16 protein-coding genes are annotated in these 19935 nt (G+C 69.8%); 8 read left to right on the top strand and 8 right to left on the bottom strand.

Features of this window, described 5'->3' with window-relative positions:
- Positions 1-2: 2 nt before the first annotated feature.
- Positions 3-2132: an acetate--CoA ligase family protein gene (locus AC30PD_RS14085; protein ID WP_489536267.1), complete on the bottom strand. Its 2130-nt coding sequence runs from the start codon at positions 2130-2132 to the stop codon at positions 3-5.
- A gap of 8 nt (positions 2133-2140) precedes the next feature.
- On the bottom strand, positions 2141-2899 hold the full coding sequence (gene fabG / locus AC30PD_RS14090; RefSeq protein WP_489536268.1) for a 3-oxoacyl-ACP reductase FabG: 759 nt from the start codon (positions 2897-2899) through the stop codon (positions 2141-2143).
- 127 nt (positions 2900-3026) lie between these two features.
- Between fabG and AC30PD_RS14095 the strand changes: the two genes are divergently transcribed.
- The 5 genes from AC30PD_RS14095 to AC30PD_RS14115 all read left to right on the top strand — a co-directional run bounded on the left by AC30PD_RS14095 (position 3027) and on the right by AC30PD_RS14115 (position 8912).
- Positions 3027-4055, top strand: coding sequence for an alcohol dehydrogenase catalytic domain-containing protein (locus tag AC30PD_RS14095; protein ID WP_489536269.1), 1029 nt, complete (start codon positions 3027-3029; stop codon positions 4053-4055).
- A gap of 13 nt (positions 4056-4068) precedes the next feature.
- Positions 4069-6399 (top strand): acyl-CoA dehydrogenase family protein, encoded by a 2331-nt coding sequence (locus AC30PD_RS14100; protein ID WP_489536270.1) that lies wholly within the window; start codon positions 4069-4071, stop codon positions 6397-6399.
- A 70-nt stretch (positions 6400-6469) separates the two neighbouring features.
- Entirely contained in the window at positions 6470-6889 is a 420-nt protein-coding gene (locus AC30PD_RS14105) for a Zn-ribbon domain-containing OB-fold protein (RefSeq protein WP_489536271.1), read from the top strand.
- Positions 6886-8043, top strand: a complete 1158-nt coding sequence (locus AC30PD_RS14110; RefSeq protein WP_489536272.1) for an acetyl-CoA acetyltransferase — start codon at positions 6886-6888, stop codon at positions 8041-8043. Before AC30PD_RS14105 ends, AC30PD_RS14110 begins: the two co-directional genes overlap by 4 nt.
- Entirely contained in the window at positions 8040-8912 is an 873-nt protein-coding gene (locus AC30PD_RS14115; protein WP_489536273.1) for an alpha/beta fold hydrolase, read from the top strand. Before AC30PD_RS14110 ends, AC30PD_RS14115 begins: the two co-directional genes overlap by 4 nt.
- Positions 8913-8923: 11 nt before the next feature.
- Here AC30PD_RS14115 and AC30PD_RS14120 read toward each other — a convergent pair whose 3' ends face one another.
- Positions 8924-10423: an acyl-CoA carboxylase subunit beta gene (locus AC30PD_RS14120; protein WP_489536274.1), complete on the bottom strand. Its 1500-nt coding sequence runs from the start codon at positions 10421-10423 to the stop codon at positions 8924-8926.
- 149 nt (positions 10424-10572) lie between these two features.
- Between AC30PD_RS14120 and AC30PD_RS14125 the strand changes: the two genes are divergently transcribed.
- The 3 genes from AC30PD_RS14125 to AC30PD_RS14135 are packed head-to-tail and all read left to right on the top strand — an operon-like array spanning position 10573 to position 15410.
- A complete protein-coding gene (locus AC30PD_RS14125) occupies positions 10573-12159 on the top strand; it encodes a carboxyl transferase domain-containing protein (RefSeq protein ID WP_489536275.1) in 1587 nt (528 codons plus the stop codon).
- 16 nt (positions 12160-12175) lie between these two features.
- Positions 12176-14176, top strand: coding sequence for an acetyl/propionyl/methylcrotonyl-CoA carboxylase subunit alpha (locus tag AC30PD_RS14130; RefSeq protein ID WP_448169716.1), 2001 nt, complete (start codon positions 12176-12178; stop codon positions 14174-14176).
- Positions 14177-14183: 7 nt separating this feature from the next.
- Entirely contained in the window at positions 14184-15410 is a 1227-nt protein-coding gene (locus tag AC30PD_RS14135; RefSeq protein ID WP_489536276.1) for a CaiB/BaiF CoA transferase family protein, read from the top strand.
- A gap of 32 nt (positions 15411-15442) precedes the next feature.
- On the opposite strand, the gene AC30PD_RS14140 is transcribed toward AC30PD_RS14135, so the two are convergent.
- From AC30PD_RS14140 to AC30PD_RS14160, 5 genes are read right to left on the bottom strand one after another with little or no spacing between them, the layout of a single operon-like run.
- Positions 15443-16255: an enoyl-CoA hydratase/isomerase family protein gene (locus AC30PD_RS14140; protein ID WP_489536277.1), complete on the bottom strand. Its 813-nt coding sequence runs from the start codon at positions 16253-16255 to the stop codon at positions 15443-15445.
- 35 nt (positions 16256-16290) lie between these two features.
- Positions 16291-17448 (bottom strand): acyl-CoA dehydrogenase family protein, encoded by a 1158-nt coding sequence (locus AC30PD_RS14145; RefSeq protein WP_489536278.1) that lies wholly within the window; start codon positions 17446-17448, stop codon positions 16291-16293.
- Between the two features lie 14 nt (positions 17449-17462).
- Complete coding sequence (locus AC30PD_RS14150) at positions 17463-17933, bottom strand: MaoC family dehydratase (protein WP_489536279.1); 471 nt, start codon at positions 17931-17933, stop codon at positions 17463-17465.
- A gap of 19 nt (positions 17934-17952) precedes the next feature.
- Positions 17953-18771 (bottom strand): NUDIX hydrolase, encoded by an 819-nt coding sequence (locus AC30PD_RS14155; protein ID WP_489536280.1) that lies wholly within the window; start codon positions 18769-18771, stop codon positions 17953-17955.
- Entirely contained in the window at positions 18771-19913 is a 1143-nt protein-coding gene (locus AC30PD_RS14160) for an acyl-CoA dehydrogenase family protein (RefSeq protein ID WP_489536281.1), read from the bottom strand. The genes AC30PD_RS14155 and AC30PD_RS14160 overlap by 1 nt, the downstream gene beginning before the upstream one ends.
- Positions 19914-19935 lie beyond the last annotated feature (22 nt).

The following is a 19935-nucleotide window of genomic DNA, read 5'->3' on the forward strand; positions in this document are numbered from 1 at the left end:
GGTCAGCCGTTCGCGCGCGGCACGATCAGCGCATCCAGGGCGAGCCCGCCCTGGCCTTGCGGCAGCACGACGAAGGGGTTGATGTCGATGCTCTCGATCGCGGCCTCGTGGCGCGCGGCGTAGACCGACAGCGCCGCGATGGCTTCAGCCAGCGCCGCTTCATCCGACGGCGGCTGCCCGCGCAGTCCGGTCAGCAGGATGCGGCCCTTGACCTCGTCGATCATCGCGCGCGCCTCGTCGACGCCGAAGGGCGCGACGCGGAAGGCAACGTCCTTGAAAGCCTCGACGAACACGCCGCCCAGGCCGAACATCACGACCGCGCCGAACACCGGATCGTGCACCACGCCCAGGATCGTCTCCACGCCCTTGTCGGCCAGGCGCGCGACGACCACGCCCTCGAGCCGGGCCTGTGGGGCGTGTGTTGCGGCGCGCTGCATCAGGGTGCGGAAGCCTTCGCGCACCTGGGCCTCGTCCTGCAGGCCGATCAGCACGCCGCCGATTTCGCTCTTGTGCGCGATGTCGGCCGAGGCGATCTTCAGCACCACCGGGTAGCCCAGCGTCTCGGCGGCACGCGCGGCGCTGTCTTCCGTCGCGGCAACGAGTTCGCGCACCACCGGGATGCCGGCGCTGGCCAGCACTGCCTTGGCCTGGACTTCGTTGACGGCGCCGGCCGGCGGCGCCAGGGCCGCAGCCGGCAACAGCGGCAGGGCGGTGCGCGACCGGGCGCGCTTGGCCTCCTGCGCGAAGTAAACCAAGGCACTCGCGGCGCGCACCGCACGCGTCGGCTCGTCGAACAGCATCACGCCGGCGGCTTCGTAGACCTTGCGCACTTCGGGCGACGCGAGCATCGACATGATCACGGTGCGGTCGGGGAAGCGCGCCAGCACCTTCTGCAGCTGCACCAGCAGGGCGCGGCTCAGATCGAGCACCTGGCCGACGCTGGACAGGAAGGCGACGATCAGGTCGTAGCCCCCTTCCTCGAGCATGAGCACGAAGTTCTTCTCGAACAGCGTCAGGTCGTTGACGAGCTGGGCCGTCATGTCGACCGGGTTGCGCGGGCCGCAGAACGGCAGGATCTCCTTCAGCCGGCGCTGCGCGTCCTCGGGCATCGGTGCCACGTCGAGCCCGCATTCGGCGGCCACGTCGGCCATCAGCGCGCCGACGCCGCCCGACACCGTCAACAGCCCGAGCCGGCGACCCTGCGGCGTCGGCGTCGACAACGAGCAGGCGTAGGCGACATCGAAGAGTTCGTCGATGCTGCGCGCGCGGTACACGCCGTACTGCTTGAACAGGCCGTCGTAGACCTGGTCCGACCCGGCCAGCGACGCGGTATGCGAAGCCGCTGCCTGCGCGCCTGCTTCCGAGCTGCCGACCTTCATCACGACGATGCGCTTGCCGTTGCGCCGCGCCAGATCGAGCGCGGCGATCAGCCGGGCCTTGTCGGTGGCGGCCTCGATGTAGCCGACGATGACCTGCGTGTCGTCGTCCTGCGCGAAGTGGCTGACGCAGTCGGCGAAGTCGACGTCGCTCTGGTTGCCGGTGGTGATCCACAGGTTCAGGCCGAGCGCGCGCTGGCGCATCAGTGACAGGCAGTAGCCACCGAACGCACCGCTCTGGCTGACCAGGCTGATGCGCCCCGGCACCAGGCCGAAGCCTGCGGCGCTGGGCGTGAAGGTGCCGAGGAGGCGGCGCTTCACGTTGATCACGCCCATGCAATTCGGCCCGACCACGCGCATGCCGGTGCGGCGCGTGAGCGCGCTGATGCCGAGTTGCCATTCGGCCCCCTGACCGCCGACCTCGGCAAAGCCCGAGCTGAGCACCACTGCGGCGCCGACGCCCTTGGCGGCGCAGTCTTCTAGCGCGGCCAGCACGGCGGGTGCGGGCACCGCGACGATCGCCAGGTCGACCGGCCCCGGCACCGCCGACACGCTGGCGAAAGACGCCAGCCCCTGGATCTGCGGCGCCTTCGGGTTGATCGGGTAGAGCGCCCCGTCGAAGCCGCTGTTCTTCAGGAAGTCGAGCGGGCGCCCGCCGATCTTGGTCGGGTCCGACGAGGCGCCGTAGACCGCGATCGCGCGCGGGTGGAACAGCGGGTGCAGCGATGCGCGGGGGGCCTCGGCGGGGCTGCTCATGGCCGGCATCAGTGGATCGACATGCCGCCGTCGGCACCGATGAGCTGGCCGGTGACGTAGCTCGCGCCTTCGGAAGCCAGGAACACCCACACCGGCGCGATCTCTTCCGGCTCGGCCCAGCGCCCGAGCGGAATGCGCTCGAGCGTGCGCGCGGCGAAACGCTCGTCGGTGCGGATGGTCTCGGTCATCGGCGTCGCCGCGCCCGGCGCGACGCAGTTGACGACGATGTTGTAGCGGGCCAGTTCGCGCGCCGCCGACTTGGTGAAGCCGATCAGGCCGGCCTTGGCCGAGCCGTAGTTGATCTGCCCGATGGTGCCCAGGATGCCGGCGGTGGAGATCGTGTTGATGATCCAGCCGCGCTTGCGCTCCATCATGCCGCCGACCACCGCCTGCAGGCAGTTGAAGCTGCCGGTCAGGTGCACCGCCAGCACCTGGTCCCACTGGTGCGGCGTCATCTTGTGCAGCATCGCGGTGCGTGTGATGCCGGCGTTATTGGCAAGCACGTCGATCGGGCCGAACTTGGCCACCGTCGCCGCGACCATCGCGTCCACGCCGGCGCGGTCCGACACATCGCATTTCAGCGCGACGGCCTGCCCGCCCGCGCTTCGGATCGCCTGCGCCACCGGCTCGGCGGTCTCCAGGTTCCAGTCGACCACGGCCACCTTGGCGCCCTGGGCGCCATAGGCGCGCGCCACCGCCGCGCCGATGCCTTGGCCGGCACCGGTGACGATGGCGACCTTGTTGTCGAGTGCTTTGCCGTTGAACATGGTGCGGGCTCCTGTCGAGGGTCTGGGGGAATTTGGCGTTGATGGTAAATCAAACGGCCGTTTGTTAGACTCAAACGATGCCACAGACGCGTGCCACGCGCCAGCGGTAAGCCACCCGAGGTGAAGCATGCAAGCAATCGTCCTTCAAGCTTATGGCGGCCCGGAGCAGTTCGCCGCGGTCGAGCTGCCGGTGCCGGTGCCGAAAGACGGCGAGGTGTTGGTGCGCCTGCGCGCCAGCGGCGTGTGCTACCACGACGTGATGGCACGCCAAGGGCATTTCCCGCGCACCGCACTGCCGGGCATCATCGGTCACGAGATGGCCGGGGAGGTCGCCGCGCTCGGTCCGCGTGCCGCGGGCTTCGCCGCCGGTGATCGGGTGGCGATCCTGATGAAGGACCACTGCGGCCACTGCCGTCAATGCGTGCGCGCCCGCGACCACCTCTGCGAGAACGGTGCCGGCCTGTTCGGCGAAGCGGTGCCGGGCGGTTACGCCGAGTACGTTGCGGTGCCGGTGAGCGCGCTGGTGCGCATCCCGGCGGGTGTGAGCTACGAGCAGGCCGCCGTCGTGCCGTGCGCGCTCGGCACGGCCTACCACGGCCTGCAGAAGGTGGCGGCGGTGCAGCCGGGCGAAGCGGTGCTGATCACCGGCGCCAGCGGCGGTGTCGGCATCCATGCGGTGCAGGTGGCGCGCATGCTGGGCGCGCGCACCATCGCCGTCACCACCTCGGAATCGAAGCGCGCGTTCCTCATCGAGCACGGTGCCGACGACGTCATCGTCAGCCCTGATCTCGACTTCGCCGCCGAGGCGCGCCAGTTGACCGGCGGCGCCGGCGTCGACGTGGTCTTCAACATCGTCGGGCAGATGGCCTGGGCCGCGGCGCTGAAGGGCATGGCGCTGGGCGCGCGCCATGTCTTCGTCGGCAACCTGAATGCCGCGCCCGTGAGCTTGCGTCCGGCGCACGCGATCCTGAAGGAGATGTCGTTCCTGGGCACCGACGGCGTCACGCTGGCCGAGGTCGAGACCCTGCTCGAGCTGGTGCGGCTGGGCCGGCTGCGGCCGGTGGTGGGCGGCAGCCTGCCATTGGCCGACGCCGCCAGGGCCCACCGGATGATGGAATCGCGCGAGGCCTGCGGGCGCCTCGTGCTGACGATGTGAAGGCGCTGCACCCATGATCGACCTCGCTGCCAAACTCGACGACCTGGGCGACGAGCAGCGCATGCTGCGCGACGCGGCGGCGGCCTTCTTCTCTGCCGACGAGCCAGGGCGGCGCCTGCGCGACTGGCGCGGCCGTGCACCCGGTTTCGACCGCGCGCGCTGGCGCGAGATGGCGGCGCTCGGCTGGACCGGCCTGTGCCTGCCCGAACAGCACGGCGGCAGCGCCTGCGGCTTGGCGCAAGCGTCGCTGTTGCTCGAGCAATGCGGGCGCGCGCTCGCACCCGAGCCGCTGATCGCCGGCGCGCTGCTGCCCGCATGGGCCTTGCTGCATGGCGACAACGACGCGCTGCGCACGCGCTGGCTGCCGTTGCTGGCCCGCGGCGAGTGCCAGCTCGCGCTGGCCTGGCAGGAGCGCGAGCACGACCAGACCACCTTGCCGCAGGCCCTGCAGGCCACGCCGAGCGGCGACGGCTTCGTGCTCGACGGCAGCAAGCGTTTTGTCGCCGCGGCGCACGGTGCCGATGCTTTCATCGTCAGCGCCGCCGGCCCGCAAGGGCCGCTGCTGCTGCTGGTCGAGTCCGGCCAGCCCGGGCTGAGCATGCAATTTCAGCCACGTGTCGATGGCGGTTTCTGGGGCGAACTGCAGTTTCGCGGCGTGCGGGTGCCGGCGGCGCAGCAGGTGGCGGGGACGGGCCGCGCTGACCTGGCCCTGCAGCGCGCGCTCGACCAGGCGCGCATCGCCTCTGCCGCCGAACTGCTGGGCGTGATGGGGCGCGCGCTGGCGCTCAGCGTCGACTACATCGGGCTGCGTGAACAGTTCGGCCGCCCGGTGGGCAGCTTCCAGGCGCTGCAGCACCGCAGCGCGAACCTGCTGATCCAGGTGGAGTTGACGCGCGCGGTGGTGATGCAATCGGCCGCGCTGGCCGACAGCGTGACCGGCGGCGACTTCGGTGCCAGCGATGCACGGCGTCTGGCCGCGGCCGCCAGCCAGGCCAAGGCACGTGCTTCGGCCGCGGCTCTCGAGGTCACCAAGGGCTGCATCCAACTGCACGGTGGCATCGGTTACACCGACGAATGCGACATCGGCCTGTACCTCAAGAAGGCGATGGTCGGCGCGGCTTGGCTGGGCATGGCCGCCTGGCACCGCGGGCGCTACGGCGACCTGGCCCCGGCCGACCGCGACGACGATGCGGCGCCCGAGTTCATCGTCGAGGGCGAACGGCCGATTCGGCGCGACGCGCTGCGTCGTTGGATCGCGCAGAACTTTCCGCCCGAATGGCGCTTTCCGTCCAGCCGCATGAGCCTGCGCGACACGCAGGCCTGGCATGCCAAGCTGCATGCGCAGGGCTGGGCCGCGCCGAACTGGCCCCCCGAGCACGGCGGCATGGGGCTGGGCGCCTACGAGCAGGTGGCGTTGCAGTCAGAGTTCGACCGCCACGGCATCCAGATCGCGCCCAACATGGCGGTGGTGATGCTGGGCCCGCTGATCATCCGCTACGGCACCGAGGCGCAGAAGCGCGAGATCCTGCCGCGCATCCTGGCCGGCGAGGTGCGCTGGTGCCAAGGTTACTCGGAGCCGTCGGCCGGCTCCGACCTGGCGAACCTGCGGACCACCGCGGTGCTCGACGGCGACGAGTTCGTCGTCAACGGGCAGAAGATCTGGACGTCGTTCGCACACGAGGCCGACATGATCTTCCTGCTGGTGCGCACCGACCCGCAGGCCAAGAAACAGCAAGGCATCAGCTTCCTGCTCGCCGACATGCGCGCACCGGGCATCACTGTCAAGCGCATCCGCAACCTGAGCGGTGGTGCCGAGTTCTGCGAGGTGTTCTTCGACAACGTCCGCGTTCCGCGCGCCAATCTGGTGGGCGAGCTGAACCAGGGCTGGACCATGGCCAAGTCGCTGCTCGGCTCCGAGCGCATCATGATCGGCAACCCGCGCGGCGCGCGCGCGCCGCTGCTGCGGCTGCGCGAACTGGCGCAGGCCAAGGGGCTGGACAACGATGACGCCTGGCGTGCCCGCCACGACGAGTTGCGGCTCGACGTTGACGACCTGGATGCCCTCTTCGTGCGCTGCGTCGACGTGCTGCGGCGCGGGCGCGAGCTGGGGCCTGAGGTGTCGATGCTGAAGATCTGGGTCACCGAGACACAGCAGCGCGTCGCCGACCTGATGCTGGAGACCGCGGGCGAGACGGGCGTCAGCGACGAGTCGCTGGCCTTGGCCGGCGGTGCGCTGCACCCGGCCAACGTGTTCTTCTCGGCGCGGCCGGCCAGCATCTACGGCGGCAGCAACGAGATCCAGCGCAACATCCTGGCCAAGGGCGTGCTGGAGCTGCCGGGCTGAACCCGGCGCACCCAGCCCGCAACGCACCCCGCGTGGCCATCCATCCAGAGCGATATCGAAGGACTACCCGATGAGCGACACAACGGCGGCAACGAGCTGGACCCAGGGTCCGGGTCCGGACGCGGTCTATGCGCAGTACCTCGCCGCGGGCGAGTTCCGGATCCAGCACTGCCGCGGTTGCGGTCAGCATGTGTTCTATCCGCGCCTGGCCTGCAATCACTGCGGCAGCGTCGCGCTCGAGTGGGTGCCGGCCGGTGGTCGCGGCGTGGTCTACGCGGTGAGCATCGTCAACCGCAGCGCCGAGAAGGGCGGGCCGTACAACGTGGTGCTGGTCAACTTGGCCGAAGGCCCGCGCGTGATGAGCCGCGTCGACGGCGTGCCGAACGACGCCGTGCGCGTCGGCCTGGCGGTTCAGGCGCGCGTCGCCACCGGAGCGGGCAGCGAGCCCTGCGTGGTGTTCGATGCCGTTGCGGGCGAGGTGGCGGCATGAGCGGCGGCATCCGCGGGAGCGCCGCGATCGTCGGCGCGGCACTGGCCGGCCTCGGCGAAGCGCCGGGCCGCAGTTCAGAGGAGATCGCGGTCGAAGCCAGCGTCAAGGCGCTGGCCGAAGCCGGGTTGACCACGCGCCACGTCGACGCGGTGTTCGGCTCGCTGCCGGGCAACGCCAACCCGCTGTCGGCGCTGCTGATCGCCGAGATGCTGGGCATCCAGCCGAAGTTCACCGACAACAACCGCACCGGCGGTTCGACCTTCCTGTCGTACACGCTGATGGCGGCGATGGCGCTGAAGGAAGGGCTGTGTGAGACCGCGCTGATCTTCTACGGCAGCAACCAGCGCACCGCATCGGGCAAGCTGATCTCGTCGGTCAAGCCGTTCGCGTACGAAGCACCGTATGCGCCGATCTTCCCGGCCACCTCGTATGCGCTCGCGGCCTCGCGCCACATGCACGAATACGGCACCACGCGCGAGCAGCTCGCGGCGGTCGCGGTGGCGGCGCGCGCCTGGGCCAACCTGAACCCCGAGGCCTTCATGCGCGGGCCGCTGAGCGTGGCCGACGTGCTGGCGTCGCGCATGGTGTCGAGCCCGCTGACGGTGCGCGACTGCTGCCTCGTCACCGACGGCGGTGCGGCGCTGGTGATGACGACCGCGGCGCGCGCACGCCACCTGCCGATGAAGCCGGTCTACCTGCTGGGTGCGGCTGCAGCCACGACGCACATGAACATCGTCGCGATGCCCGATCTGACGCAGACCGCGGCGATCGACTCCGGCCGGCGCGCCTTCGAGATGGCGCGCCTGAGCCCGCGCGACATCGACGTGGTCGAGCTCTACGACGCCTTCACGATAAACACCATTCTGTTCCTCGAGGACCTGGGCTTCTGCAAGAAGGGCGAGGGCGGCGCCTTCGTCGCCAGTGGCGCCATCGCGCCGGGCGGGGCGCTGCCGGTCAACACCAACGGCGGCGGCCTGTCGTGCGTGCACCCCGGCATGTACGGCATGTTCACGCTGGTGGAAGCCGTGCGCCAACTGCGCGGCGAGGCCGGCGCGCGCCAGGTGGCGGGGGCCGAGCTGGCGCTGTGCCACGGCAATGGCGGCGTGCTGTCCAGCCAGGTCAGCAACATCCTCGGCACCGAGGCCACGCTGTGAGCGGCGCCCTGCCCGACATCACGCCGCAGGGACTGTTCCCCGCGCTGCAGTTCGAGACCGTCAGCGTCGCCGGTGTGGTCGCGCGCTGCGTCGGCAGAGGCCCGACGCTGCTGCTGTTGCATGGCGGCACCGGCTCGTGGACCCACTGGGTGCGCAACATCGAAACCTTGTCGCAGCACTTCCGCCTGGTGCTGCCCGACCTGCCGGGCATGGGCGAGTCGCTCGATGTGCCGGACGACGCCGATCTCGATGCCTACGGCGAGTATCTGCTCGCGAGCGTCGTCGGCGGCCTGGTGCCGGTCGGTGAACCGTTCCGCGTGGCCGGTTTCTCGTACGGCGGCGTGATGACGGCGTGGCTCGCCGCGCGCCTGCCCGAGCGCGTGGCCGGCATCTGCCTGCTGGCGCCGGGCGGCTTCCCGCCAGGCAGCTGGTCGCGGCCACCCTTGCGGCCCGTGCCGGCCGGCGCGAGCGACGCCGAAGCCAACGCCGTGCACCGCCGCAACCTCGAAATGATGATGGTCGGCGATCCGACCCGGATCGACGACCTCATCGTCGCGATGCAGCGCCGCAACCACGCGCTGACGCGGTTCAGGTCCCGCTTTCTCGGCTACCGCGACACGCTGGGGCCGAGCCTGCGCCAGACGCACTGCCCGGTGCTGGCGATCCTGCCCGAGAAGGACCCGCTGCCGCAGCCCGATGCCGCGTCGCGCGCCGCCTACCTCGAGGCCACGGCGCCGCACATCGCTTGTCGCATCGTGCCCGGCGCCAGCCACTGGGTGGCCTTCGAGGCGCCGGATGAAGTGAACCGCCTGATGATCGAGTTCCTCGGCGCGCGTGGGCGGCGTGACGCTACCGGTGCATTCGTCTAGCGAGCAACTGCTTACATCCGGAACACGGCGAACTCGGTGGGTTTTGCGGGCGTTCGGCCGACCACGTCGAGCAGCTGGGCGAGGACGGAGCGCGTCTCGGTCGGGTCGATGATCATGTCGCACCACAGATGGCGGGCCCAGTTCAGCGCCCCGGCCACATCGTCGCTTGCGTCATGCGAGGCGGCGGCGCGCGCGTTGGGCCACATCATCAGCGCGTTCGGCTTGAAGGCGCGACCGCACATCGCGTAGTAGGCCGCGCCATGGGCCTGGCCGATGATCAGCGTGAACTTGGGCACGTCGGCGTTCGCCACCGCATTGAGCAGCTTGGCGCCGTGCTTGCCGATGCCGCGCTGGTCGGCCTGGTTGCTGTCGGCGAAGCCCGGCGAATCGACCAGGAACAGCAGAGGGATGTCGCGCTGGCAGCACAGCTCGATGTAGTGCGCGCCCTTGGCGCTGGCCTGCGAGGTCAGCGCGCCGTTGTTGGCCAGGATGCCGATCTCGAAACCCTCGATGCGCGCGAAGCCGCACACCAGCGTCTCGCCATGCAGCTGCTTGAACTCCTGGAAGCGGCTGGCGTCGACCAGGCGCGCGATGATCTCGCGGCAGTCGACGCTGTCCTTGTCGCCGATGCGCGCCAGACCGGTGAGTTGCCCCGGGTCGTACGTCGGCGGCTCGGCCGGCGCCGGCGTCCAGCGTAGGCGCGGTGGTTCGCCCAGGTGAGCGACGATCTCGCGCGTGATCTTCAAGGCGTGTGCGTCGTCTTCCGCCATGTGGTCGGTGACGCCACTGAGCCGGCTGTGCATCTCGGCCCCGCCCAACGGCTCGATGTCGACCACTTCGCCGGTCGCGGCGAAGACGAGTTGCGGGCTGCCGAGGAACATCGCGCCCTGGTTGCGAATGATCACCACCTCGTCGCACAGCGACGGGATGTAGGCGCCGCCGGCGGTCGACGGCCCGTGCACCAGCGCGATCTGCGCGATGCCCTCGGACGACATCTTGACCTGGTTGTACATGATCGAACCGGCCTGCCCGTCGTCGGGAAAGATGTTCTCGAGGTCGGGCAGAAATCCGCCACCGGACTGGACCATCGTGATGCAGGGCAGGCGGTGCTGCCAGGCGAACAACTGCGCTCGCGTGTGGCGCTTGGTCGTCATGCCGAACATCGTGCCGCCCTTCACGGTGGCGTCGTTGACGATCAGCATGCACGGGCGGCCGCAGACTTGGCCGACGCCGGTGATGATGGTCGCCCCCGGCGGCACGCCCTCGTACAGGTCGGCACCGGCGAGATGGCCGATCTCGAGGAAGGGCGAGCCCGGGTCAAGCAACGCGGTGATGCGCTCGCGCGGCAGCATCTGGCCGCGGCTCTTGTGCAGCTTGCGCGATTTCTCGCTGCCGCCCAGTGTGGCCTCGTCGCGGCGCTCTTGCAGCGCGGCCGCGATCGGCAGGTAGGCGTCGCGCTGACGCTCGAAGGCCGTGGTGTCGACGGCGAGGTCGGATCGGATCGAATTCATGGCGTAAGAGGATTGGCAACCTAACGAATGTTTGTTATCTTAGTCGTCCCGCGCCGACTCCTGCAACTTATTCACAGCACCCCGATGAAATCAACGACCCCCGCGGCCCGGCCCGTAGCAAACCCGGCCCGTGCCGGCGGGAGCATGCGATGAGCGTCATCAAATCGGCCCTCGCGGCCAGCCCCGACGAGTTGCGCGCCAACCGCGAGTTCTACGAAGGCCGCGTCAACGATCTGCGCGCACGCCGCGCGTCGGCCGTCGCGGCCGGCTCCGACGCGGTGCGAGCGACCCTGCGCGACGCCGGGCAACTTCTGGTGCGCGAACGCGTGAGCGCGCTGCTTGACCCCGGCTCGCCCTTCCTTGAACTCTGCCAACTTGCTGGCGAGGGCCTGTACGGCGACGATGCGGCGGGCGCCGGCATCGTTGCCGGTGTGGGCATGGTCGCGGGCCGGCCCTGCATGGTGATCGCCAACGACGCCGCCGTGCACGACGGCACCTACACCGCCACGACCTGCAAGAAGCACGTGCGCGCCCAGCGCTTCGCGTGGATGCACCGGCTGCCCTGCCTGACCCTTGTGCAGTCGGGCGGGCGCCCGGGTGTGGCGGAGCGCGGCGCCAAGCCTGGCGTGTTCGCCGACGACGGCCAGTTCGGTTCGATCCTGTACAACCAGATGCGCATGTCGCGCGAGGGCATCGCGCAGATCGCCAGTGTGCACGGCCCGGCCGCCGACGCGGGCGCATTCGTGGCGGCCGTGTGCGACGAGGTGGTGATCGTGCGGGATCAGGGTGCACTGGCGATCGGCGATGCGGCGATGCCCTCCGGTGCCGATGCCGAGCGCGCGAACCGCCAGGACGGCAACACCGACCGGCTGGCCGAGAGCGACGCGCATGCGATGGCGATCCTGCGCGACATCGTCGCCCACCTCGGGGATGTCCCCGCCCAGCGCCGCGACGTGGCCGAAACCATCGAACCGCTGCACCCGCCGAGCGAGATCAACGCCATCATCAGCGCCGACCCGCGCATCCCCACGAACAACCGCGAGATCGTGCTGCGCCTGATCGACGGCAGCGATCTGCACGAATTCAAGCCTGACTACGGCGACACGCTGATCACCGGCTTCGCCCGCATCAAGGGCTTCGACGTTGGCATCCTGTGCAACAACGGCGTGCTGTTCTCCGAAAGCGCGATGAAAGCGACGCAGTTCATCGACCTGTGCTGCAAGCGCGACATCCCGCTGCTGTTCATGGCCGACATCAACGGCTTCATGGTCGGCCGCGAGGCCGAGGAGGCCGGCATCGCCAAGCACGGCGCAAAGATGATCACGGCGATGACCTGCGCCAACGTGCCCAAGTACACGCTGATCATCGGCGGCTCGTACGGCGCGGGCTACCTGGCGATGTGCGGTCGCCCGTTCAAGCCGAATGCGCTGATCATGTGGCCCAACGGCCGCGCCGCGATCATGGGCCCGGACCAGGCCGCGACGACGCTGGCGATGGTCAAGGACGATCAGCACAAGCGCGACGGCACGAGCTGGAGCGACGAGCAGCGCGAAGCCTACAAGGCGCCGGTGCGCAAGACCTTCGAGGACTTCGCCAACGCCTACAACTTCGCCCGCAACACCTGGTGCGACATGGTCATCGAGCCGGCCGAGACGCGCGATGTGATGGCGCTGCTGCTCGACCTGGCCGGCCGCGTGCCGGCCGTGCCTTCGCGCTTCGGCGTGTTCCGGATGTGACCTGGGAATCGACGCCGTGTTCAAGAAAATTCTGATAGCGAATCGTGGCGAGATCGCCTGCCGCATTGCCCGCACCTGCCGACGGCTGGGCGTGGCGGTGGCCGGCGTGCATTCCAGCGCCGACCGCGACGCGCTGCATGTGCGGCAGATCGGCGAATCGGTGGAGATCGGCGGCGCGCCAGCCTCCGAAAGCTACCTGCGCATCGACGCGGTGATCGCCGCCGCGAAGTCGGTCGGGGCCGAAGCCATCCATCCGGGATTCGGCTTCCTCGCCGAAAACGCCAGCTTCGCGCGTGCCGTCGAAGCGGCGGGTCTGGTGTTCATCGGCCCGACGGCCGATGTGATCGAGCGCTTGGGCGACAAGGCCGCGGCCAAGCGCGAGGCCAAGGCCGCCAAGGTGCCGATCGTGCCGGGCAGCGAGGCGCCGAGCGTCGATCCGGCCGCGATCGCTGCGTCGGTGCGCGCTGTCGGCCTGCCGGTGATGCTCAAGGCCGCGGCCGGCGGCGGCGGCAAGGGCATGCGCGGCATCACCAGCTTCGAGGGTCTGGAGCTGGAGATCGAGTCGGCGATGCGCGAGGCCAAGAATTCTTTCGGCGACGCCGGGCTGATCGTCGAGAAGCTGATCCGCCACGGCCGCCACATCGAGATCCAGATCGCCGGCGACGGCCAGGGCCGAGTGATCCACCTGTTCGAGCGCGAGTGCACGCTGCAGCGGCGCCACCAGAAGGTGATCGAGGAGGCACCCGCGGCCAACCTCAGCGCGAAGATGCGCGACGGCATGGCGGCCGACGCGGTGCGCTTGGGCGAGCGGCTCAAGTACCGGGGCGTGGGCACGGTCGAGTTCATCGTCGGCGCCGACGAGTACCACTTCCTCGAGGTCAACCCGCGTCTGCAGGTCGAGCACCCGGTGACCGAGATGGTGACGGGGCTGGACATCGTCGAGATCATGCTGCGCATCGCCAGCGGCGAAGGCCTGCCGGTGCAGCAGGGCGACGTGCGCATCCGCGGCCACGCGGTCGAGGCGCGCATCTGCGCCGAAGACCCGGCGGCGGGCTTCCTGCCGTCCACCGGCAAGCTGTCGCAGGTGCGCTTCCCCAGCGACGGCGTGCGGGTCGAGACCGGCATCGAGAGCGGCATGGAGGTCACGCCGTACTACGACCCGATGCTGGCCAAGCTCATCACGTACGCGCCCACGCGCAACGAGGCGCTCGACCGCCTGAAGCTGGCGCTCGACGAGACCGCCGTGTTCGGCGTGACCACGAACCAGGGTTTCCTCAAGCACCTGATCGACCTGCCCGAAACGCGCGCCGCCACCTTCCACACGCGCCTGATCGACGAGCAGATCGCCGGCTGGGCGCTGGGCGCCGCGCGCCACGACACGCAGACCCTCGCGGTGGCGGCCTGCCACTGGCTGCAGCGGCAGCGGCAGGGCGCCGGCACCGCGCGCAGCCCCTGGGCCAGCTGGCCGGGCAGCGGCTGGCAGATGAACGCCGGCGGCGACGGCATGGGGCCGATCCCGACCCTGCATGTCGAGACGACCGACGGCGTGAGCGCCGAGATCCGCTTTGCGCCGCTGCGCACCGACGGCAGCATGCGGGTCGGCGTGAACGACGAGCGCGTCAACGTGCAGCTGTCGCCGGCGGGCGAGAGCGGCATGTTCCTCGCCATCACCGATGCGTGCCGCGAGACCGTGCGGCTGCACCAGGACGGCGACATGCTCTACGTGCACGACCGGCGTGGCGTTCACAGCCTGAAGGTCGTGCCCTACCTGTCGTACATCAGCACCGCGGCGCAGGCCAGCGGCGAACTGAAGGCGCCGATGATGGGCCTGATCCTGAAGGTCAACGTGGCGCCGGGCGATCGCGTCGAGAGCGGCGCGGTGGTCGCGATCCTCGAATCGATGAAGATGGAAATGCGCATCGTCGCCGAGTGCGCCGGCACGGTGGCGTCGGTCAGTTGCCAGGCCGGGCAGACGGTCGAGCGCAACGCGGTGGTGGCGTTGATCACGCCGGATTGAGATGCCGGTGCAGGTCGAATCGAGAGGCCCGCTCGCGGGCCTGCGCATCCTCGACCTGACCAGCGTCGCGATGGGCCCGTACGCGACCCAGACCCTGGGCGATCTGGGTGCCGACGTGATCAAGATCGAGCCGCCGCAGGGCGACCTGACGCGCCACAACGCGCCGGGCCGCCACGCCGGCATGTCGTCGCTGTTTCTGCAGCTCAACCGCAGCAAGCGCAGTGTCGTGCTCGATCTGAAGGACGCCGCCGGGCGCGACGCGCTGCTGCAGATGGTGCGCAGCGCCGACGCGCTGGTGTGCAACGTGCGCCCGAAGGCGATGGAGCGCCTGGGCTTGGGCTACGAGGTGCTGGCCGGCGTCAACCCCAAACTCGTCTATTGCGCCCTGGTCGGCTTCGGCCAGGACGGCCCCTATGCAGAACGCGCCGCGCTCGACGACCTGATCCAGGCCGGCTGCGGCATGGCCGCGCTGGCGGAGCTGGCCGCACCGCAGGGCGGGCCGCAGTACGCGCCGGGCTGGATCGCCGACCAGGGTGTCGGCCTGGTGACCACCTATGCCCTGCTGGCCGCGCTGCTGCACCGCGAGCGCAGCGGCCAGGGCCAGATGGTCGAGGTGCCGATGTTCGAGAGCATGGTGCAGTTCACGATGACGCCGCACCTGTACGGCCAGAGCTTCAGGCCGCCGATCGGCGGCACCGGCTACCCGCGCATTTTCGCGCGGCGGCCGTTCAAGACGCTGGACGGCCACCTCGGCGCCACGGCCTATGCGCCGGCGCACTGGCACGCTTTCTTCGACATCATCGGGCGGCCCGAGCTGAAGGCCGAAGCGCGTTTCGCCGACCAGGCCGGTGTTGCGCGGCACGTGGGCGAGCTTAACGATCTCTTTGCCGCTGAACTGGCCGGGCGCAGCAGCGCCGAATGGCTGCGCCTGTTTGAGGCCGCCGGCATCCCGGCGATGGCGATGCACACGCCCGATTCGCTGCTGCACGACCCGCACCTCGACGCCGTGGGCTTCTTCCAGGACGTCGAACATCCGAGCGAGGGCGCGATCCGGACCATGGCCGTGCCCACGCGCTGGTCGGCCTCGCCGCCGCTGCCGCAGCGCCAAGCCCCGCGGCTGGGCGAGCACAGTGTGGCGCTGCTTTGCGAGGCCGGCTTGACCCCGACGCAGATCGACGACCTGCTGGCGCGCGGCATCACCGTCGACGGCGCAGCCCCGCCGGACGCCTGCTGAACTGCGGCCGGCCCAGCCAGCCAGCGCAGGCCCTACTTGCGTTTTTGCTGCGCCATCAGCGCGCGCAGCCGGGTCTTGTGGTCGTCGGTGGAGAAGAGGTAGTTCTGCACATAGGCCTCGTAGCTCAGGCAGGCCTGCAGATCGGTGTCCTCGCCGCGTGCGATCGACAGCTTGCTGGCCGCGCCAGCGCGTCGCGGTGTCGCCATCTTGATTGACGCGGCGATGGCCAGCGCCGCGTCCAGCAGGCGCTCGCCGGGAACGACGTCGACGAACAGGCCCGCAGCGCGCCCGGCCTCGGCCTCGATGCTGGCGCCGGTGAGCAGCCAGTGCCGGGCGCGCACGCTGCCGACGATGCGCGGCAGCAGGTACGAGCAGCCCATGTCGCAGGCCGCGGCACCCAGGCGGCCGAAGGCGAAGAAGTAGCGCGCCCGGTCCGAGGCCACGGCGATGTCGCAGGCCATGGCCAGCGCCGCGCCACCGCCCACCGCGGCGCCGTTGACCGCGGCGATCACGGGCAGTTCGAGGTCGCGGATGCGCTGCACCACCTTGTGCAGGCCGCGGATGAGGCGGAACTGCACCTCGGGGTCGACGCCGTCGGGGTGCACGACCTGGCCCAGCTCGGCGCCGGCGCAGAACGCGTTGCCGGCGCCGGTCAGCACCACGGCGTGCAGGCCGAGGTCGTCGTCGAGCGCCTGCAGCACGCCCAGCATCTGGTCGGGGAACGCCAGTCCCAGCGGGTTGCGTTCCTGCGGGCGGTTCAGGGTGACGATGGCGACGCCTTCGCGCCGCTCGACGAGGATGTCGGCCGGCGCGGTGCTGGCGGCGGGTGGGGTGTGGGTGGTCATGCGGGCCTCGCAGGAGTCGGTGATGGCGGCGGCGCTCAGCGCGCCGCGCGCCCGAGCAGGCTGTCGCCGATGATGTTGCGCTGGATCTGGTTGGTGCCTTCGATGATCTGCAGCACCTTCGCGTCGCGGAAGTAACGGTTGATCGGCGTATCGGCCGAAATACCGGCCGCGCCGAACAGCTGCACCGCGTCGGTCGCCACGCGCATCGCGGTGTCGCTGGCAAAGCACTTGGCCATCGCGGCGATCGGTGCGAGCTCGATCCCCGATGCGCCGCCATCGACCACCGCGGCGGCACGGTAGACGAGCTGGCGCGCGGCCTCGGTCTGCATCGCCATGTCGGCCAGCATCCAGCGGATGCCCTGGTTCTCGCTGACCTTGCGGCCCCAGGTCACGCGGTTGGTGACGAACTCGATGCTGTGGTCGATGGCGCCCTGCGCCAGGCCGACACCGCGCGCGCCGATCAGCGGGCGGCTCTGGTTGAAGGCCTCCATTACGTCTTTGAAGCCGCGCCCGTCCTCGCCGATGCGGTTGGACTCGGGAACGAACACGTCGTCGAGGAACAGCGGGCACGAAGGCACGCCGCGCGCGCCCATCTTGTCTTCCTGGCGGCCGACCGTGAAGCCCGGGCTGCCGCGCTCGACGATGAACAGGTTGATGGCGCGGGCGCCTTCGGCGTCGCCGGTCTTGGCGGCGACCAGGACGAAGTCGGCGATGTGCGAGTTGGTGCACCAGATCTTCGAGCCGGTGATGCGGTAGCCACCCTCGCAGCGCCGGGCGCGGGTGCGGATGCCGGCCACGTCAGAGCCACTCTGCGGTTCGGTGGTGGAGAACGCGCCCCGCAACTCGCCGGCGGCCAGCGGGCCGAGCAGGCGCTGCTTCTGTTCGGTGTTGCCTGCGGCGAGGATGGCGCCGAAAGGCACCCATTGCACGATCAGCAGGTAGGCCGTGTTGTAGCAGACGCGCCCGAGTTCCTCGATCGCCAGCGCGGCCGACAGCATGCTGCCGGTGCCGCCGTACTCCTTCGGGAACGGGATCGTGAACAGGCCGACCTCGCGCAGCAGATCGAACATGTCCTGCGGGTATTCGGCGCTGCGGTCGATGGCGGCGGCGCGCGCCGCCACCTTGTCGCGCGCCAGCCGGCGCACCAGGGCCTGGATCTCGCGCTGCTCGTCGTTCAGCGCATAGGCTTGCATGGGCTGCGCGCCTTTTAGCCTGCCGCCTTGTCGCGGCACTTGATCATGCGCATCGGCGTGTAGGTGATCGCGAGCGTGCCGTCCTGCTTGACGATCCGGTTGCGGGTGCGCACCAGGCCGCGGCCGGGCCGGCTCTTGCTCAGCCGGGCCTCGATCACCTCGCATTCGACATGCAGGGTGTCGCCGGCGAACACCGGGTTGTGCACCTTCAGGTCCATCTCGAGGAAGGCGAAGCCGGTGTGCTGCATCGTCGCGTGCACGAGCAGACCTTCGGCGAAGGTGTAGGCGAGCGCGCCGGGAGCGACGCGGCCCTTGATGTCGGATTCGGTGCGCAGGAATTCGAGGTCGGTGAACAGCACCTCGGTCATGCCGGTGCAGGTGCAGAAGTTGACGATGTCGGCCTCCGTCACCGTGCGGCCGATGGTGCGGAATTGCCGGCCCAGCGGCAGGTCCTCGAAGTGCAGTCCGATGCCGAGAATTTCCATGGCGATGCTTTCGTTCGGTTCAGCGCGCGACCAGGTTCATCAGGCCCGCGGTCAGGGTGGGGTAGCCGCAATCCACGGGCATGATTGGCACGGTCTTGCCGTCGGCGCGCTTGCCCAGCGTCGGCTGGATGCGGGTCACCGGCCGTGCCCGCGCCGCGGCCAGCGCACCGGCCACGTCGGGCGATTGCGCCAGCAAGGCCAGGTTCGCCAGCGTCGGGAAGATGATCGTGCGCCGACCCTGCTCGCAGTCGTCGAGCGCGTTGGCGGGGCGCACCCAGAAGGAGTCCACGGCTTCCGATCCGTCGTGCTGCGCGATCTGGCCAGGCGGCGCCGCGGCGATGAAGAAGTGGGTGTCGAAGCGCTTCGGCGCGATCTCGGGAGTGACCCAGTGGGCGAAGGGCAGCAGCGCCTCCAGCGCCAGTTCGAGCGCTTCGTCGCAGACCATGTCGACGAATGCCTCGCCACCGGCCGCGACTCTTTCGGCCCAGTGCCGATGCAGCGCTGCGCGCTGCGTACCGTCGAGCAACGCGCCGTTGCTGCGGGCCAGGATCAAGCCGCTTTCCTCGAAGGTCTCGCGCACGGCCGCGACCCGCAGCGCCCGCTGCTGATCGTCGAGACCCTGCGGCGCGCCACAGCGTGCCGCGAGCCGCGGGTCGCGGTCCGATGCCGAGATCTTGCCCCCCGGGAACACCGCCGCGCCACTGGCGAAGTCGATCTCGTGGTGGCGCACCACCATCAAGGTCTCGAGCCCGCGCGCGCCGTCGCGCACGAGCACCACGGTCGCGGCCACCGCAGCGATGGCGGGCACGGTGGCCGCGACCGGAACGGCGGTGCCCATCAGATGCGCATCTCTTGCGCGATGATCGTGCGCTGGATCTGCGAGGTGCCGCCGCCGACCGTGGCCTGCATGCCTTCGCGGAAGTAACGCTCCATGTCGCCTTCGGGAACCATGCCGTGGCCGCCGAGGATCTGCATGCCCTGGCGAGATACGTTCTGCAGGGTCTCGGAAGCGAACAGCTTGGCCATCGCCACTTCCTTGCGGCAAGGCAGGCCGCGCGCGGCCAAGTCGGCGGCGCGGTAGGTGATCAGCCTGGCCGCGTCGGTCTGGGTCTGCATGTCGGCGAGCATATGACGGATCACCTGGAACTCGAAGATCGGCTTGCCGAACTGCACGCGCTGCTGCGCATAGGCCAGCGCATCGTCGACCGCGCCCTGGGCGTTGCCGACATAGCTCGCCGCCACTGCCACGCGCTCGAGCGACAGGTGTTCGCCGGCGATGATCTTCCAGCCTTCGCCCGGTGCGCCCAGCATGTTGGCGGCCGGCACGCGCACATTGTCGAGGAAGATTTCGGTCGTCGTGACCGAGCGCCGCGCCAGCGTCTGCAGCGGGCGGATCGTCATGCCTGCCAGGTCGTTCGGAACGATCAGGACGGACAGGCCCTTGCGCTTGTCCTCCGTGCGTTCGGTGCGCACCAGCATCAGGATCACCGCGCCACGGTTGCCGGCGCCGCTGCACCAGAGCTTCTGCCCGTTGAGCACGAAGTCGTCGCCGTCCCGCGTGGCGAAGGTCTGCACGTTGGCCACGTCGGAGCCGGCGTTCGGCTCCGACATCGAGATCGGGAACCGGACCTCGCCGCGCATGAAGGGCTTGAGAAAACGCTGCTTCTGGTCTTCGCTGCCGTGCAGCGCCAGGTTCATCGCGGTGAAGATGCCACCGGCGATCGCCACCGAGAAGTCCACGCCATAGGTCGAGAGCGACTCGCACAGCAGCGCGTAGGAGAACACGTCGCCGCCGTCGCCGCCGTCGGCCTCGGGCACGAGCAGGCTATGAAAGCCGAGCTTGGCGGCCTTCTCGTAGGCCTCGAACGGGAACGCGCGGTCCATGTCGCACTTGCGGATGTACTCGCGGCCGATATCGCGGTCGACCCAGCGGCGCACGGAGTCTTTCCAGGCCAGTTGTTCGTCGGTAAGAAAGTTCATTCGGTGTGTTCTTCAGGGCAAT

Source organism: Rhizobacter sp., from assembly GCF_032229685.1.
Lineage (GTDB): Bacteria > Pseudomonadota > Gammaproteobacteria > Burkholderiales > Burkholderiaceae_C > LMDS01.